The organism is Paenibacillus sp. RC84 (assembly GCF_041260495.1).
Classification (GTDB): Bacteria; Bacillota; Bacilli; order Paenibacillales; family NBRC-103111; genus Paenibacillus_F.
In genome coordinates, this window is record NZ_JBGBYL010000002.1 from 647,026 (window position 1) to 662,720 (window position 15,695).

General features: G+C 52.8%; 20 protein-coding genes and 1 other RNA gene. 12 read left to right on the forward strand and 9 right to left on the reverse strand.

The annotated features are described in order from the left end of the window. Positions 1–45 precede the first annotated feature (45 nt). The 4 genes from ABH899_RS06705 to pfkA all read left to right on the forward strand — a co-directional run bounded on the left by ABH899_RS06705 (position 46) and on the right by pfkA (position 3,240). The gene (locus tag ABH899_RS06705) at positions 46–360 is read left to right on the forward strand and encodes a hypothetical protein (protein ID WP_218229521.1); all 315 of its coding nucleotides are present in this window, start codon (positions 46–48) and stop codon (positions 358–360) included. Between the two features lie 176 nt (positions 361–536). Next, positions 537–1,166 (forward strand): hypothetical protein, encoded by a 630-nt coding sequence (locus tag ABH899_RS06710; protein WP_009674988.1) that lies wholly within the window; start codon positions 537–539, stop codon positions 1,164–1,166. 37 nt (positions 1,167–1,203) lie between these two features. Then, positions 1,204–2,229 (forward strand): tetraprenyl-beta-curcumene synthase family protein, encoded by a 1,026-nt coding sequence (locus ABH899_RS06715; RefSeq protein ID WP_138918197.1) that lies wholly within the window; start codon positions 1,204–1,206, stop codon positions 2,227–2,229. 42 nt (positions 2,230–2,271) lie between these two features. Continuing rightward, positions 2,272–3,240 (forward strand): 6-phosphofructokinase, encoded by a 969-nt coding sequence (gene pfkA, locus ABH899_RS06720; protein ID WP_218229523.1) that lies wholly within the window; start codon positions 2,272–2,274, stop codon positions 3,238–3,240. Between the two features lie 163 nt (positions 3,241–3,403). Here pfkA and ABH899_RS06725 read toward each other — a convergent pair whose 3' ends face one another. After that, a complete protein-coding gene (locus ABH899_RS06725) occupies positions 3,404–4,360 on the reverse strand; it encodes a D-2-hydroxyacid dehydrogenase (protein WP_369995022.1) in 957 nt (318 codons plus the stop codon). 155 nt (positions 4,361–4,515) lie between these two features. Between ABH899_RS06725 and ABH899_RS06730 the strand changes: the two genes are divergently transcribed. From ABH899_RS06730 to ABH899_RS06740, 3 genes are read left to right on the forward strand one after another with little or no spacing between them, the layout of a single operon-like run. Continuing rightward, entirely contained in the window at positions 4,516–4,740 is a 225-nt protein-coding gene (locus tag ABH899_RS06730; RefSeq protein WP_084706622.1) for a DUF3906 family protein, read from the forward strand. A 19-nt stretch (positions 4,741–4,759) separates the two neighbouring features. Further along, positions 4,760–5,299 (forward strand): NADPH-dependent FMN reductase, encoded by a 540-nt coding sequence (locus ABH899_RS06735; RefSeq protein WP_369995024.1) that lies wholly within the window; start codon positions 4,760–4,762, stop codon positions 5,297–5,299. Between the two features lie 20 nt (positions 5,300–5,319). Further along, positions 5,320–6,216, forward strand: coding sequence for an aldo/keto reductase (locus tag ABH899_RS06740; RefSeq protein WP_369995025.1), 897 nt, complete (start codon positions 5,320–5,322; stop codon positions 6,214–6,216). A 178-nt stretch (positions 6,217–6,394) separates the two neighbouring features. Here ABH899_RS06740 and tatA read toward each other — a convergent pair whose 3' ends face one another. From tatA to ABH899_RS06770, 6 genes are all read right to left on the reverse strand, one after another. After that, a complete protein-coding gene (gene tatA / locus ABH899_RS06745) occupies positions 6,395–6,616 on the reverse strand; it encodes a twin-arginine translocase TatA/TatE family subunit (RefSeq protein ID WP_103997610.1) in 222 nt (73 codons plus the stop codon). A 133-nt stretch (positions 6,617–6,749) separates the two neighbouring features. Next, positions 6,750–6,938 carry a hypothetical protein gene (locus tag ABH899_RS06750; protein WP_369995027.1) on the reverse strand — a complete coding sequence of 63 codons (189 nt, stop codon included), beginning with the start codon at positions 6,936–6,938 and terminating at the stop codon, positions 6,750–6,752. A 157-nt stretch (positions 6,939–7,095) separates the two neighbouring features. Beyond that, on the reverse strand, positions 7,096–7,917 hold the full coding sequence (locus ABH899_RS06755) for a YitT family protein (protein ID WP_009674995.1): 822 nt from the start codon (positions 7,915–7,917) through the stop codon (positions 7,096–7,098). A gap of 158 nt (positions 7,918–8,075) precedes the next feature. After that, a complete protein-coding gene (locus ABH899_RS06760; RefSeq protein ID WP_369995028.1) occupies positions 8,076–8,492 on the reverse strand; it encodes a DUF2188 domain-containing protein in 417 nt (138 codons plus the stop codon). A gap of 200 nt (positions 8,493–8,692) precedes the next feature. Then, the gene (locus ABH899_RS06765; protein ID WP_369995031.1) at positions 8,693–9,406 is read right to left on the reverse strand and encodes a DUF4247 domain-containing protein; all 714 of its coding nucleotides are present in this window, start codon (positions 9,404–9,406) and stop codon (positions 8,693–8,695) included. Positions 9,407–9,558: 152 nt separating this feature from the next. Continuing rightward, positions 9,559–10,092 carry a DUF4178 domain-containing protein gene (locus tag ABH899_RS06770; RefSeq protein WP_009674989.1) on the reverse strand — a complete coding sequence of 178 codons (534 nt, stop codon included), beginning with the start codon at positions 10,090–10,092 and terminating at the stop codon, positions 9,559–9,561. Between the two features lie 301 nt (positions 10,093–10,393). Between ABH899_RS06770 and cshA the strand changes: the two genes are divergently transcribed. After that, positions 10,394–12,004, forward strand: coding sequence for a degradosome RNA helicase CshA (gene cshA / locus ABH899_RS06775; RefSeq protein ID WP_369995033.1), 1,611 nt, complete (start codon positions 10,394–10,396; stop codon positions 12,002–12,004). Positions 12,005–12,096: 92 nt separating this feature from the next. Here cshA and ABH899_RS06780 read toward each other — a convergent pair whose 3' ends face one another. Further along, positions 12,097–12,189 (reverse strand): hypothetical protein, encoded by a 93-nt coding sequence (locus ABH899_RS06780; RefSeq protein WP_016423956.1) that lies wholly within the window; start codon positions 12,187–12,189, stop codon positions 12,097–12,099. 140 nt (positions 12,190–12,329) lie between these two features. On the opposite strand from ABH899_RS06780, the gene ABH899_RS06785 reads away from it, so the two are divergent. From ABH899_RS06785 to ABH899_RS06800, 4 genes are all read left to right on the forward strand, one after another. Then, positions 12,330–13,136: a YesL family protein gene (locus ABH899_RS06785; RefSeq protein ID WP_369995035.1), complete on the forward strand. Its 807-nt coding sequence runs from the start codon at positions 12,330–12,332 to the stop codon at positions 13,134–13,136. A 108-nt stretch (positions 13,137–13,244) separates the two neighbouring features. Beyond that, positions 13,245–13,425: non-coding RNA, 6S RNA (gene ssrS, locus ABH899_RS06790), on the forward strand. Between the two features lie 205 nt (positions 13,426–13,630). After that, a complete protein-coding gene (gene fsa, locus ABH899_RS06795) occupies positions 13,631–14,287 on the forward strand; it encodes a fructose-6-phosphate aldolase (protein ID WP_009674996.1) in 657 nt (218 codons plus the stop codon). Between the two features lie 233 nt (positions 14,288–14,520). Beyond that, complete coding sequence (locus tag ABH899_RS06800) at positions 14,521–14,931, forward strand: DUF1499 domain-containing protein (RefSeq protein ID WP_009675019.1); 411 nt, start codon at positions 14,521–14,523, stop codon at positions 14,929–14,931. A gap of 100 nt (positions 14,932–15,031) precedes the next feature. Here the strand turns inward: ABH899_RS06800 and tpx are convergent, their stop codons facing one another. Then, a complete protein-coding gene (gene tpx / locus ABH899_RS06805; RefSeq protein ID WP_016423958.1) occupies positions 15,032–15,550 on the reverse strand; it encodes a thiol peroxidase in 519 nt (172 codons plus the stop codon). Between the last annotated feature and the right edge of the window lie 145 nt (positions 15,551–15,695).

A 15,695-nucleotide genomic window follows, 5' to 3' on the forward strand; every position in this document is an offset into this window, starting at 1 on the left:
AAGATTGTTAGACATCGCGCCGGATTAAGCCGAAGGGGGTGCCTTGTGACCTGCCGTTTTATTTTTGACGAGCGATTGGGAATCCCGGTCCCCGAGTTCGATAAGGAGTGGGAAGAGTACTCTCTAAGAGAAAGAGAGTCCATTCTGTTTCAATGGGAACAAATACGAGGGACGATCCCGGACCGGATCAAGCAGCTTGAAGGACAGATTATCGCCAAGCAGAACAAGTTGAACGTCGAGGACGATTTTCCGGCTTCCTGCGCGCTTAATTCGCAGATTGCCGATCTGGCCAGCGCCATCAACGACCTTCATCTCTGGTTCCGGACGAATCAGGAAGTGGAAAGCAAGATACATGGTTAACGGCAGAGGGTTCCTTCCGGTGATTCTCTCTCTGCGCGGATACGCACGTATTCTTCCTGCGGCAGAACTGCCGGAGGAGACAAGGTGTAAAAGCTCCGCAATTCTGGTAAGATAGAAAGAAAAATTGAGATTGGATCTGAAGCGCCAGGTCTGAGCCGCAGGAAGGAGTGCTCGAGGTGCCAACAGAAAATGAGAAACCGTCTTGGATCAGACTGATCGTCAAGCCTTTGCTCGGAAGGCAGCCTTCGCTGTATCCGATCGAAGAATGGGATTCGCTGATCGATGTCCGGATCGACAAACTTCAGGTTTCCGCATTAAGCGGAGACAATCCAGATAAAGAACCTTATGCACTGGCGCTAAAATCGGGACTCTATCTGTTAAATGAGAGTCTTGACAACAGTCATGAAATTTCCCAGTCCATTACAAATGAAACCGGAAGCTATTGGCACGGGCTGATGCACCGGATGGAAGGCGACTACAGCAATGCGAAGTATTGGCTGCAGGACGCGGGCAACCATCCGATTCATACCGACCTGGTCAACGAGGTCCGGTCCTTTCTGGACCGCCAGCCGGGGCTCCGGGCGATAGAGCATGAAGCGATGAAAGCGAAGATTGACGTTCTCGTTACTTCTCCAGAGTGGAATTCCTCCGTATTTGCGGATGCCGTCGAGCTTCAGGTAACCCTGCTGCAAAATCCGGACATTGAAGCTTGGCTCACCCATATCCAATACCTGGAGTTCAAACTGCTGCTTGCCTACTGCTATCGCCAGTGTTATGGAGGAGAACTCGTTGAACTTGCCGAATAAACCATCTTTAAACGTTCCCCGGGGGCCTCTGGGCCTTATGTACCGGGTATACAAATATGTGCTTCCGGGCGTTAAACGGGAATTGGAGGGCTGGCGCCGCGAAGCGGAGCGGATTCCGGACGAGGAGCTGCGGACGCAGGCGATTGCCAGCATGACATCCAAACAGTTTCACTGTCAGGGCGGCGCCATCTATGCGGTAATCAATTTACCGATGAGGCAGGTGCTCATTTCGCTGATTGTCGCGTTCCAGACCATCAGCGACTACTTGGACAATCTGTGCGACCGCAGCACTTCACTGGACCCGCAGGATTTTCGGATGCTGCATCAATCCATGTTGGACGCGGTCGACCCGGCGGCTCCCCTTCACGATTATTACGCCTATCGTCTTGAGAAAGAAGACAACGGCTATCTGGTCAAACTCGTACAGACCTGCCAGAAAAGCATTGCCGAGCTTCCTTCGTACGGGCTGGCGGCCGATGCGGTCCGCTCGCTTGTGGGGCTCTATTGTGATTTGCAGGTGTACAAACATATTCGCCCGGAACTTCGCGAACAAGCCCTGCTGGACTGGTGGGCGGAACATAGCGCGAACTACCCCGATTTGACTTGGAACGAATTTTCGGCGGCAACCGGCTCGACGCTCGGCATGTTCATGCTGTTCGCGGCGGCTTCGGACCGCAATTTGGACCGTCGGCGGGTGGAGGGGATTAAAAGCGCCTATTTCCCTTACGTATGCGGGCTTCATATTCTGCTGGATTATCTCATCGACCAGGAAGAAGACCGTGTCGGCGGAGATTTGAATTTTTGTTTTTACTACGCGGATATGGATGAAACGATCCGGCGGATCGCTTATGTGGCCGAACAGGCCAAGGAAGGCACTTCGAAACTGGAAGACGCCGCTTTCCACCGCATGGTGATTGAAGGACTGCTTGCCCTTTATTTGTCCGACCCCAAAGTGAAAGACCAGCCGGTTGTCCGGCAAATATCCCGTAATCTTATGAAAGACAGTACGATCAGCCGTTTGTTTTTCTGGATAAACAGTCTTGTGATCCGCAAAACGTCCTGATCTCTCATTATATTGCTCATAGATAAGCAAGGAGGAACTTTAATGACAGCAGTAAAATCTATCGCAGTTCTTACGAGCGGCGGCGACTCCCAAGGGATGAACGCAGCCGTACGCGCCGTTGTTCGCAGCGCACTTTATCACGGTGTGAAGGTATTCGGTGTCCAACGCGGCTACCAGGGGCTGATTAATAACGATATTACGGAAATGGATCTAAGAAGCGTAGGAGATATTATCCAGCGTGGAGGAACGATCCTGCAGACGGCCCGCTCCAAAGAATTCACGACGCCGGAAGGCCAGCAGCTCGGAGCGGAGAATCTCCGCAACAGAGGCATTGACGGCCTGATCGTTATCGGCGGAGACGGCTCTTATCAAGGGGCTAACAAGCTGAGCAAGCTCGGAATCAAGACCATGGGTCTTCCAGGCACCATTGACAACGACATTGCCTTCACCGATTTCACCATCGGATTCGACACGGCTGTCAGCATCGTCGTGGACGCGATTAACAAGCTCCGCGATACGATGACTTCGCATGAGCGCTCCTCGGTGGTCGAAGTGATGGGCCGTCACTGCGGCGAAATCGCCCTGTACGCGGGACTCGCCAGCGGCGCCGAGACAATCCTCGTGCCGGAAGTTCCTCACGACTGCAAGGAAATCGCGAAACGGATGAGCGACAACTTTGCCCACGGCAAGCGTCACAGCATTATTCTCGTTGCGGAAGGCGCCGGCAAAGGGGATGATATCGCCCGCCAGATCATGGAGCATAACGGAATCGATGCCCGCGTGACCGTTCTCGGCCACATTCAGCGCGGCGGAACGCCGACTCATACGGACCGCATTCTGGCAAGCCGCCTTGGAGACTTCGCCGTGCGCAGACTCATCGAGGGCGACTCCGGCAAATCCTGCGGCGTGATCAAAGGCGAACTCGTTGCGACGGATATCGATCTTGTCGTGAACACGAAGCGTCCGTTCAACATGGAATTGTATAACCTTGCGCTTCGCTTGTCGCAGTAACCCTGCGAGGCAGGTGACCGGTACGCCGGAACTAGCCAGTACACAAAAGCCTTCCTTCTCCACGGCCTCAGCGGGCATATGGAGGAGGAAGGCTTTTGTGATAGATGCGGCCGCACCGAGTCCCGTCCTATCCGACAGCAGACCCGGCGTAAAACGGCGCTTATTAATAACCGTGGTCCGGATCGATCCGGTTCATCAGCGGTTTATTTTCGATAAAACGGCGGATATTCGGAAATAAAATTTCCGCACACCGCTCTACATATTTCGGCGTATTTCCCGCGATATGAGGCGTAAGAGCAGCCTGCTCCATTCCCCAGAGGGGGGAATCCGCAGGAAGCGGCTCTTCCCGGAATACGTCCAGCGCCGCACCGGCAAGGGTGCCTTTCCGCAGCGCCTCGATCAGAGCCGTTTCGTCGATCACGCTGCCGCGGGCCATATTGACGAGAAACGCCGACGGCTTCATAAGGGCCAGCTCTTCGGCCCGGATCAGGTTTTCCGTCTCGCGCGTGGCGGGGACGATCACGACGACAAAATCGGATTCGCGCAGGAGAGAGTGAAGGCCGCTCTTTCCTTTTCGCATGTCGTCGAAATGTTCCCTGTCCCGGCCGGAGCGGCTGTAGCCGACCACCTTCATATCGAACGCTTTCGCCTTCCGGGCTACTTCCGAACCTATCGCTCCCGTGCCGATAAGGCCGAGCGTCTGGCCGTGAAGCTCTGCGGTACGAATCCGGTGATTCCATTCTTTGCGGCTCTGGCTCTCCATAAGCGTACGTGCACGGCGGACGAAGTCCAGCATGACGGACAGCGCATATTCACTCATTTGGATGGAGTGGACACCGCTCATGTTGGTTACCTGGATGCCTTTCTCGTCCAATTGGCGAAGAGGCAGCTTGTCGACACCGGCCGAGAGGCTTTGGAACCAGCGCAGCTTGGGCAGCAGAGGGAGCCAGTCGTCTTGAAACGCTCCGGAAGTAAGAAGAATGTCCGTGGAAGCGAGCCGGTCTCCCGCCTCTTCTGCAGTCGGAAATTGCGCCAGAGAGACGGCGTCTTTTAAATCTTCAGGCAGATGATCCTGCAAATACGTCAAGTCCATTTTCGTTAAGGCCGTTATATTCAGCATAGGGGTCAGCTCCTTTTTCTATATATTAAACAAAAGAGGAAGAGAAAGAAAACAAGCGAGAGCAGCCAAGGATCATCTAGGCAAATCCTTGACAATTTGGTAACATAAAGGGAATCTTGCAGAGATGCCGAGTATATCGGTGGGAGAAGGAGGGAATGAAGGTGTTCTTATACAAAGTAGAGCTGGAGCTTAAAGAAAGTCTGGCTTATCTGATTGTTGTGGCCGAAACGGACGCTAAGGCGTTCGATGCGGTAGAAGGTCATCTTGTCCGCCATTTCACAGTGGCGCCTGAAGTCGTGCAAACGACGATCATTGAGAAAAAACGGGTGGGAAACGGCGCGGGGTACGTAATCGAATCCGCCGTCGAGAGTCCGGTTTAAGAAAAGGAGAAACGGAAGAATGAAAATCGTAATTATTAGCGGAAGCAACCGCGAAGGGGCAAGCACAACCCTTTTAAGCGCCTATGTCGGACAAGTATTGACGGAAAAAGGGGCGGAAGTGACCCTGGTCGACCTGTACAAACAGCCTGTCCCGCTTTATAGCCCGGATCCGAGCGTAGTCGAGGACGAGAATCTAGTCCATATGAAAAAAACGGTCATGGAGGCGGACGGCATCGTTCTGGCTACGCCGGAATACCATGGCGCCATGAGCGGCGTACTGAAAAACGCGCTCGATCACATGGACGCCCAGTACGTGGACGGCAAAGTCGTGCTGTCGATGAGTTCCGCGGGCGGCGCTGTCGGAGTCAGCTCGCTGCAGCAGCTTCAGACGGTTGTCCGCAACCTTCACGGCGTTAACTGCCCGGAATGGATTTCCATCGGGGGCGCAGGCCGGACGTTTAACGAACAGGGCGAGCCGGAAACGCTCCAAATCCGCGAGCGTATTCTTAGAACGGTCACTTACTTCCTGTCGATGACAGAGACTTTCCGTAAAGGTTGAAAGGAGAGTCAGGCATCGGGATGGAAAAGAGGATTTTGGGCCGGACAGGCCTGCAGGTAAGCCCGCTTGGATTCGGAGGCGCCGAAATCGGCTACCAGGGCATTGACCCGGGAACGGTGGAAAATCTGCTGGGCCGAGCGCTGGACGCGGGACTTACCGTTATCGATACAGGAGAATGTTACAAAGATTCCGAAGAATTAATCGGAAAAGCTGTCTCGCACCGCCGGGCGGAATTCAGCCTGTTTACCAAAATCGGCCACAGCGCCGGTTTTCAAGAAGAAGACTGGGATTTGGGGATGCTTGAGAAAAGCATCGACCGCAGCCTGAAACGTCTGAAAACCGACTATGTGGATTTGCTTCAACTGCACAGCTGCCCGGAGGAGATTTTGCGCCGGGGGGAAGTGATCGGGCTTCTTGAGAAGTTCAAGAAGCAGGGCAAAACCCGCTTCATCGGATGCAGCGGAGACGGGCAAGCCGCCCTGTACGCCGTCCGGACGGGGGTGTTCGACACGCTTCAGACGTCGCTCAGCATAGCCGATCAGGAGGCGATCGAGCTGACGATTCCCGAAGCCCGTCAGCGGGGGATGGGCGTCATCGCGAAGAGGCCCCTTGCTAACGCCGCCTGGCGGACGGGAGAGAAGCCTGCCGACAGCTATCACCACGAGTATTGGGAGCGCTTGAAGCAACTGCGGTACCATTTTCTGAACGAATCCGTACCGGAAGCCATCGCTTATGCGCTCCGGTTCACCCTGTCGGTGCCCGGTGTCCATACGGCCATCGTGGGAACGACGCGTCCGGGACGCTGGGAAGAGAATGCGGCATTCCTCTCCCGGGGGCCGCTGCCGATCGAAGCGATTGCCGAAATCAGAGGACGCTGGCAGCAGGCGTCCCGGGGGAACTGGCCGGGATTGCGCTGAAACAGAGCCGGCGTGCTTCGTCCGGATGGTTCAATCCGCAAGAGCTTTTCGCAATACAGAACAGACCGGCTAGAGAACTCTCTCGCCGGTCTGTTCTGTATTTTACAGCTTATGTTCAAATAAAAAAGACCCTGCATGCATCACGCGGAGTCTTCTGTGTATAAAGGGGCGTATGAAATTATTTCCGCGCTTCTTCTTCAACGGAAGAATTAGTGTTGACTTCTTTACGCGCCGGAGCCGCTTGGTTCGGTTCGTCGGAAACAAGACCGTTAGTCGCGTCTTTGAATTCTCTGAACATACGTCCGAAGCCGCGTCCCAGTTCAGGCAGTTTGCTTGGTCCGAATAGCAGTAAAGCAACTAGAACAACGAGCAGTAAATGCCATGGAGAGAAAAAATTCATTACATGTACCTCCAATTCGATGCCGGCATGCAACCAGGCTATTCAATCGTGACCTTATCATACCATGTAATGGGACACCAATCCAGTTCATTTGCTACTTTTTTGTGAACATAGCTGCAAAAAAGACGCCCTCCTACTGGAGGAAGGCGTCTTTGCGGTTCTCGTTTATGCTAAACTGTACAATTTCAATCACATCTTCCTGATCCAGGGACTGCATTCCGTTCACGAGGACGATTTCGGAATTGAGTTCCGTACGCGTTAAAAACGTATAAAGCTCAGGGGTGTAAGTCTTCACGATATGAGACAGTTTTACGGTTTCCATTTCCATCATCCTTCCTATCCGGATTTGATGAGAAAGCTAAGCGGAAATATTACTCGTAAACCGAAAATGAAGCCAAGCTGATGCCTTCTTTCATTATACCATAAAGAGCGGCGGGTTGCATTGGCACATCGTGGAGGACTCCCGATTAAATCCGGTGCTATTGACGGCGGAATTCACCGAAGACACCGACCGTTTCGACCACGTTCACGAACGCTTTAGGATCGGTTTCTTTAATGATTTTCTGCAGGCCGACCAGTTCGTAACGCGTCGTTACCGTCATCAGCAGACTCTGCTCCTGATTCGTATAAGCTCCTTCCGTACGGATAACGGTCACCCCGCGCGGAATCACGAGAAGCTTCTCCAGAAGCGCCTCTCTCTGCTTCGTCACGATGAAGGCGGTCACTTTGATATGGCGGATATGAATCGTATCGATCACCTTGCCGGCAATATAAATGGATAGCATCGAAAAGAGGGCGAGGTCCCAGTTGTTTTTAAAATAACCGAGCAGAAAAATAACGCCGCCGTTCAAAGCGAACAGCATCTGGCCGAGAGGAAAATCGCGCTTGCGCGTCAGAATGGACCCCACGATGTCGAACCCGCCCGTGGAGCCGCCCGCCCGCATCGTGATGCCGGCGCCGATTCCGACAAGCACGCCGCCGAATACGGCTCCGAGTATAGGCTCTTGCACAAGCTCACGGACCGGTATGATCTGCATGAACCAGGTTGTGGCGATAACGGAGCCGACGCTGATAATGATGAACCGGCGTCCAATAATGACAAGCCCCCAGATGATCAAGGGCAGGTTCAGGACGAAGTATAAAATGGAAATATTCATGTTCGTCAAGTATCCGATTACCATCGCAATACCGGATACTCCGCCGCTCAGGAGTTCGTGCGGAATAAGAAACATGTTAAAGCCGAACGCGACGAGTGCCGCGCCGAGTATTACAACCGCGATGGAAATCGCTTTTTTGTCCACACGATCACCTCAAGAAGTAGTATGCAGATTAAAAGTACCACTCATCCGGGATAAACATCAAGAGGAATTGACCGGAGGACAATAAAAAAACGGACCTTTTCGAAAATAAACCTGTCATTCTTCCGCTCAGGTTACTTTCAGCCGGTCCGTTTGTGGGGTTAAGAGTAATTGTGCGAGTTCTGAACGGTGCCGTCCTTCCGGTGGATGACGGCTCTCGTGTTGGCGTCTGAAGCAAGCTTGTCGGCTTTTTTGACCGCATCGCTTTTCGTGTCCGCTTCATAACGGGGCTTATCTTCTCCCTCGGCTTTAACGGCCCAGCCGTCGCCGTCCGGTACGACATGGAGCGGTGAGGAGGGAGAGGAAGAAGCCCGGCGTTCCGTACCGCTTTTGCCGCCGCTCCGGTGATCGGGATGTTTTTCTTCCCATTCCTCCGCCTTCGCGGTAGCAATCGCGATCGCGCGGCCTTCCTCGTATCCGTCGTCCAGCAGGGCGTTGGCGATTTCAACGGCTTTATCGCGGACCCGCTCGGGCAAATTTTTCATTGAGGGCGGATAGTCGTTCTTGGTCCAAGGCATGATCGTTCCTCCTTCCGGGTTGCGGTTCTGCTGCTCGTTCGTTGTTCTTTTACCCGAAACGCGGAAGAATTAAGCAGGAGCGGCCTATGTAAAAAGCCGTGCGGCCGTTCAACGAACGGACGCACGGCTCGCCAGTTCCCGGCATAGCGCGGGTACCGGCTCGTATTGCAAGGGAAGGGGGGCGGCCGCCGGCAACCGGCTTACCGCCGCCTTTTGAACGATCCGGAACGGCCGCTTGTTCCGGGTTTTGTCCCGATCCCGCGCTTTGTGCGCCCGGGATTGGTGATCTCGCTGCGGCGGTCGCCGGCTCCCGTTCCGGCCCCGATCCCGCCGGTAGTGCCGGACGGGCTGCCCGGAGTACGGAACGACCCTTCGCGGTCCGACGTTACGGGCGGCTTGGTCGTGCCCGTACCCGTACCCATGCCGGGCGAATAACCCCCGGGCGTCCCCCGGTAGGTCGGGGTAGAGCGGTAGCCGCGGTAATCGCCGACCCCGCGGCTGTTGAAAAACCCGCCGCCGAGGACGGATTGAAGCATGGCTACGGTCAGGAAGGTCTGCAGGAAGGAGGGCGAGTAATGCTCCCTGGCATATTGGATTGAATCCACCTGGACCAGGGTGTTCGCCGGGTTTTGATCGTCCCGCTGCAGGTTGATGACCTTGTCGGGATAGAGCAGAAACATCTGATCCTGCGATTCCTTGCTGATTTCGCGCGGTTTCTCCCGGTCGGCGAGTTCCTTGGCCACGGCCGGGACGTCTTTATTCTCGGCGGTGTATACTTTCGATAAATTGCTGCCCGATCCGTCGGCGCTGGTGAGATTATACTCTTGCCGGACGAAATCGCTGGCGTTGGGGGCGCAGCCCGTGAGCAGAACAAATACTAGCAGGCCGGAAATCCATGATGTCCATCTGTTCAAGCGGAAGGCACCTCCTGAAGGCTGAAGGGGGAATCAAAAACAGAAGCCTCCGTTTGAACTGGAGAAGCCGCACAGACAGTCTGTGCGGCCGTCTGCAGCCTCAGCGCCGTTCGCCGCCGGAATGAACAAACCGGTTTTCCGCCCGCCGGACGTTAAAGCGTCGCCCGCATAAATTTAACCTGCGAGGCCGGTGTGCGTTCGCCCTGCATGGCGACGAATTTGCCGTCCTGCCACTGCAGGAAGAAATAGCGGTCGTCGGGTCCGAAGTATCTCCAGATCATGACTTCGTCGCCGCTGCGGAAATCGGTGCTGCCTTCCGTACGGGTCACATCGCTGCGGTGATGCTCCAGTTCGAACGTGTCTTCTCCGTCAAGCTCGAGCCGGGAAGGCACGTCGTTCGGGTCGTCGAGCGCTCCCTCCATAAAATCGCAGAGGAAGCACTCGTAAGAACGGCCTTTCTCGATCAGCAGGCAGCGGACATCTTTGCCGCTTTGAAGATAGTACGCATACCGGTGAGGCTCGAAACCGCGGTCGAAATAAATCACTTTCCCGGAAACGACGTACTCCTCAAGATCGACGTTGACGATATCGCCGACGCGGGATTCCTCGAAGGGGTTCGCTTGTCTGACCGGTTCCTGCTGTTTATTGCTGCGGATAATGTTGCCTACGCGTTTGAATATAGACATAAAGGGACGCTCCTTACGTTTAATCTGGTGTTCTTCTGTCCATTATATACGATGAAAAGCGATTAAGGTTTCGATGGCTGACCCTCTTCTTCCCTGCACATGGGCAAATAGTCACTGGAAAAGCTTGAGTATAATATGTTATACTAGTCGAGATATTCTTAAGGGCGGCTCTACGAATTAGGATAAGGGCAATTCGGGATAGGGTTTCCGCACGGATGAACGGATATTAAGGAAGAAAAGTCGTGCTTAAGGGTATATAAAAGAAGAGAGATCTTCATCGGATAAAAGGAGAATGAACGGATTGAAAAATTTTTCAGAATTTGATTTAGATGCAAAAGTAATCAAAGCTATTACAGAAATGGGTTTCGAAGAATCGACCCCGATTCAGGAGAAAACGATTCCGCTTGCGATTGAAGGACACGATCTGATCGGCCAGGCGCAGACCGGTACGGGTAAAACGGCCGCTTTCGGTATTCCTCTCGTAAGCAAAATCGAGCCAAGCGAAGACAAGATCGTTGCACTTATCATGTGCCCGACCCGCGAACTTGCCATCCAGGTTGCGGAAGAAGTGAGCAAACTCGGACGCTTCAAAGGCATCCGCTCCCTGCCGATCTACGGCGGACAAGATATCGGCAAGCAAATCCGCGCGCTGAAGAAAAGACCTCAGATCATCATCGGTACGCCGGGACGTCTGCTTGACCACATCAACCGTAAAACGATCAAGCTCGAAGACGTTAAAACCGTCGTACTCGACGAAGCGGATGAAATGCTCGACATGGGCTTCATGGATGACATCCAGTCCATCCTGAGCCTTGTACCGGCAGAACGCCACACCATGCTCTTCTCGGCAACCATGCCTCCTAACATCCAGAAGCTGGCTCAACAGTTCCTGACGAACCCTCAGCATGTATCGGTTATTCCTAAGCACGTAAGCGCTCCGCTTATCGATCAAGCTTACGTCGAAGTGCATGAGAAGCAGAAATTCGAAGCGCTTAGCCGTCTCATCGACATGGAATCCCCGGAACTGGCGATCGTGTTCGGACGTACGAAGCGCCGTGTAGACGAGCTGGCGGAAGCCCTGCAGAAGCGCGGTTATGCCGCAGAAGGCCTGCACGGCGACTTGTCCCAGAATCAGCGTGACAACGTGATGCGCAAATTCCGTGACGGCAGCATCGAAGTGCTTGTCGCTACGGACGTAGCGGCGCGAGGTCTCGACGTTTCCGGCGTCACGCACGTCGTTAACTTCGACCTTCCGCAGGATCCGGAAAGCTACGTTCACCGGATCGGCCGTACGGGCCGCGCGGGCAAAGAAGGAACGGCTTGGACGTTCGTAACGCCGCGTGAGATCGATCACCTGCACTTCATCGAGAAAGTGACCCGTCACCGCATTCCTAAGAAGCCTATGCCGAGCCCGGCCGAGGCTATGGAAGGCAAGCAGAAGGTAACGGCTGAACGCATCATCAACCTGCTGCAAGAAGAGAAGCACAACGAATTCAAAGGCGTAGCTATCCAGCTCCTTGAGGAATACGATTCCGTCAACCTGCTGGCAGCGGCACTTCAGCTTCTTACCGGCGGTGAGAAGAAGGAAGTATCCGTTGAGCTGACTCCGGAAGATCCGATCCGTGCTAAGAAACGCCGCGTCGATGTTCGCAGCTCCGGACGCAAGTTCAACTATGGCAGCGACCGCAGAGGCGACGGCCGTTCCGGCGGAGGCTACGGCTCCCGCTCCGGCCAAGGCGGATCGCGCTACGGTTCTTCTTCCTCCTCCCGCGGAAGAGACGGCGGACGCGATTACCGCGACCGTGACCGTGACAGTCGTTCCGGTGGCGGCTACGGCTCCCGCAGCGGCGGTTCCGATTACAATCGTGACCGTTCCAGCAGCACCCGCCGCAGTGAAGATTCCAACGCTTAATGGATTCGAATATCAAAATGACGACCCGACGGGTCGTCATTTTTTTTGGAGATTCGTGTTAAATTAGTTCCTACGGATCTGTTAAGGAAGGATTAGTAGAGGAAAGAACGAGAGATGATAACCAGCAGAATGAAAAGTACCAGAATCGCACCTGTCGAAGTAAAAGCGCCGCCTACACCAGACATGTAATCTCCTCCTCGTAAAAAAATTTGAAGATTTATTACCTTAATAGAATATGCCTGCGGGGAAGAAAAGAAAGGGCCGCTACCTATGCTCTACAAAATAGGCTATAATAAGAATAACATCAACAGAGGGGGACAAGGGTTTGGAATTTAGAGGACTAATGGGCGGCTTTTACCGGATTTCCGAATGGATCATGAGGCTGTCCGCCATTAATTTGCTGTGGATCCTTTGCAGCATTCCGTTTTTCTTTTTTGCATTAGCCGGGCTTACTTCGGGCCAAGCGGATATAATGATGCAATCGCTCGTTTTAATGGGAATATTGGCACCGTTTACACTGTTTCCTTCTACGGCTGCGATGTTCACTGTAGCCCGTAAGTGGGTGACCGGGGATGAGGATGTGCCCCTGTTCAAAACCTTCTTCCGCGGCTATAAAGAAAACTTTTTGCAGAGTATGATCGGAGGCATCGCCTTCGTCTTATTTGCTCTGATTTTGTTCGTGAGCTACCGTTTTTATGCGGGTCTCGACAGCGCGCTTTCCCTTCTTTCGTACATGTTCTTGGCCATGGGAATCCTGCTGATCGGCGCCTTTTTCAATTTTTTCTGTATCATGTCCCATCTTCATATGAAGGTTTTTCAAATTATCAAAAACGCCATCCTGCTGACGATCGGCAACCCCGTGACTAGCGTGATGACGATTATCGGGAACGTGGCGATCGTGATCATCAGTTTCCGTTTCAGTTTCCTGCTCGTATTCTTCGCGGGCAGCGTCAGCGCGACCTTTTCGTTCTGGCAGTTCAACCGGAGCTTCGAGAAAATCAAACGCAAGCAGGAGGCTATGGAAGAGGCTGAACGCGAGCGGGAGCAGGAAGAGAACGGGCAGGCGGCTGAGCTGGATGCGGCGTCCGTCCGTGAAGACGATTCGACAAAGAAAGAGTCTGAGAAACTGTAGCTCTGGTCTCTTTTTCAGCGGCGTTCTGAAGCGATAGACCTATTCTTACAAAAGACAGTCGATTCCAGTTGAATCCGGTTCGCGATTGTCTTATAATAGGGATACAACAAAATCCTGCGATGTACGTTTCGGTTTCTTTTGTTTTAAACCAATGATTGTTTCTCGGGAGATCCATATTGAAGCGCGGCTGACATGCCCCCGAAAAGGGACTTCAAAAACGTTTCTGCGATCACCCACCTGCTAAAGCAGGTTTGAAACTATTAAACCGGACGGCATTTGCGGGTTTTCTTATGTAATCATGGATTTTATAAGTATAAAAAAAGACACAGCTCCGTAAACGGGGCTGTTTTTATTTTGTCCGAAAGAGGGTAATTTAAAGAGAGGCTACAGGCACGGACCCTTTTTGTATTAGAACCCATTTTATGCTATGGTAAAAAAGTGGAATGTGAATGTACATAGAGATCAAAAATTTTGCCGAAAGTGGTGGATCGTGTATGAAGCTGTTTCTTGATACGGCCAATGTAAACGAGATTAAAGAAGCGCACGAGCTGGGGGTTATTTCCGGAATTACGACAAATCCGTCTCTGATTGCCAAAGAGGGACGAGATTTCTTTGAGACCCTCAAAGAAATTGTAGGCATCGTAGGCGATCTGCCGATCAGTGCCGAAGTTGTCGCCACGGACGTGGAAGGAATGGTCCAGCAAGGCGAGAAACTTGCCAAAATCGGCAGCGGGATTGTCATTAAGGTGCCGATGACTGCGGACGGCCTTAAGGCGACGAAGCGTTTCAGCGACCAAGGCATTAAAACAAACGTGACCCTTGTATTCAGTTCCACACAAGCGCTTCTGGCGGCACGAGCGGGAGCGACCTATGTATCTCCGTTCATCGGACGGCTCGACGATATTAACCAGGTGGGCATGCATCTGATTGAAGAAGTGAGTCAAATTATTTCGGTACACGAGCTGCCGACACAAATTATCGCAGCCAGCGTGCGTCATTCTACGCATGTGATCGAGGCCGCTCTTCTAGGCTCTCATATCGCTACGGTGCCGTTCAAAGTAATCGAAGCCATGATGAAGCATCCGCTGACCGATGCCGGCGTGGAACGGTTTATGAAAGACTGGGAAAGCGCCAACCAGAAAACGTTCTAAAGATAATCCGGGGCGCACATTTAGAGTGAACGGAACCCCTTGAATTAGAGGAGCCTCTCTGCGGAGAGGCTTTTTATTCATAGAAATGCGTAAGGATGGATGAAATTGGTTATTTAGCCGCTGTTTAATAAAATGACCAGGGATTTATGCCCGGTTTTTACCGTTCTCCTCTTTTGCTTCCCTGCAAAGAATGGTAAGATTGTTTTTAGTGTGGTTTGACAAGCAGTTTGGATATGCTTCATGAAGGGGGAACGACTTTGAAACGAACGTTAGTCGGTTTGCTTCGCAGTTTCGAGACAACCGGTGAGAAAGCCAAAGATCCGGAATTAAAAACCCGTTACTACAAATTATCCAAAGACCAGGTGTGGGAAGAAACCGTCGGGATGATCAAAAAAACACCCGGCTACAAACTCCTTCACGAAGTGAAAAATGTCGGAGAGATTGTGGTGGAAAAACGTACGGCTCTCGGACGTACTCAGGATATTACAATTACTTTGTTTGCGGTTAATCCGACGACAACGGCTATTGATATTTATTCGGCTTCCCGTGGGAACATGGGGGATCTCGGTTCCAATTACCGGACCATTCTGGACATTTACAAGCAGCTGGACAAAAAGCTGGCGGCTTACAAAATCAGCCGCTAACGCTTGGGCTTCTTGCGGGCAGCTTCACAGGCATAAAAAAACAGCAGAGGATTCGATGAGCGCATCGATTCCTGTGCTGTTTTCTTTTTATGCCGGAGTTTTATACGAGCTTTTTAACCGCTTCGATCGCGGCCTCGTAGTTCGGGTGCTCCGTCATTTCACCGAGATACTCCACGTATTGGATCTTGTCATTGGCATCAATGACGAAGATGGAACGCATGTCGAGCTGGAGTTCTTGAATAAGAACGCCGTAAGCTTGTCCGAAGGACTTCGCTTTGTAATCGGAAAGCAGGACGACTTGATCGATGCCTGCGGCGCCGCACCAGCGGGCTTGCGCGAACGGAAGATCAACGCTGACAGTCAGAACGGCAACGTTATCGCCGAGTTTGGCGGCTTCTTCGTTAAAACGGCGGGTTTGAGCGTCGCATACGCCCGTATCGATGGAAGGGACCACGCTGATCAGTTTCACCTTGCCGGCATAATCGGAAAGGGAAACTTCGTTCAGGAGGTCTTTATTCAGTTTGAAATCCGGTGCTGCATCGCCCGCTTTAAGCTCGGGACCGACGAGTGTGATCGGGTTGCCCTTAAAAGTGGCTGCACCCTTGCGTTCTTGAGACATATGTATTCCTCCTTATCGATTATCCGAAAGAACTGGAAATTCCAGCCCTCCCTATTATACCCTCGCGTTAAAGGGGTTGTCCAATACACTCTTTAAACATATGGAGCCCGGAAACGGTTCTCCGGAGCATTTAAATCGGCTATAA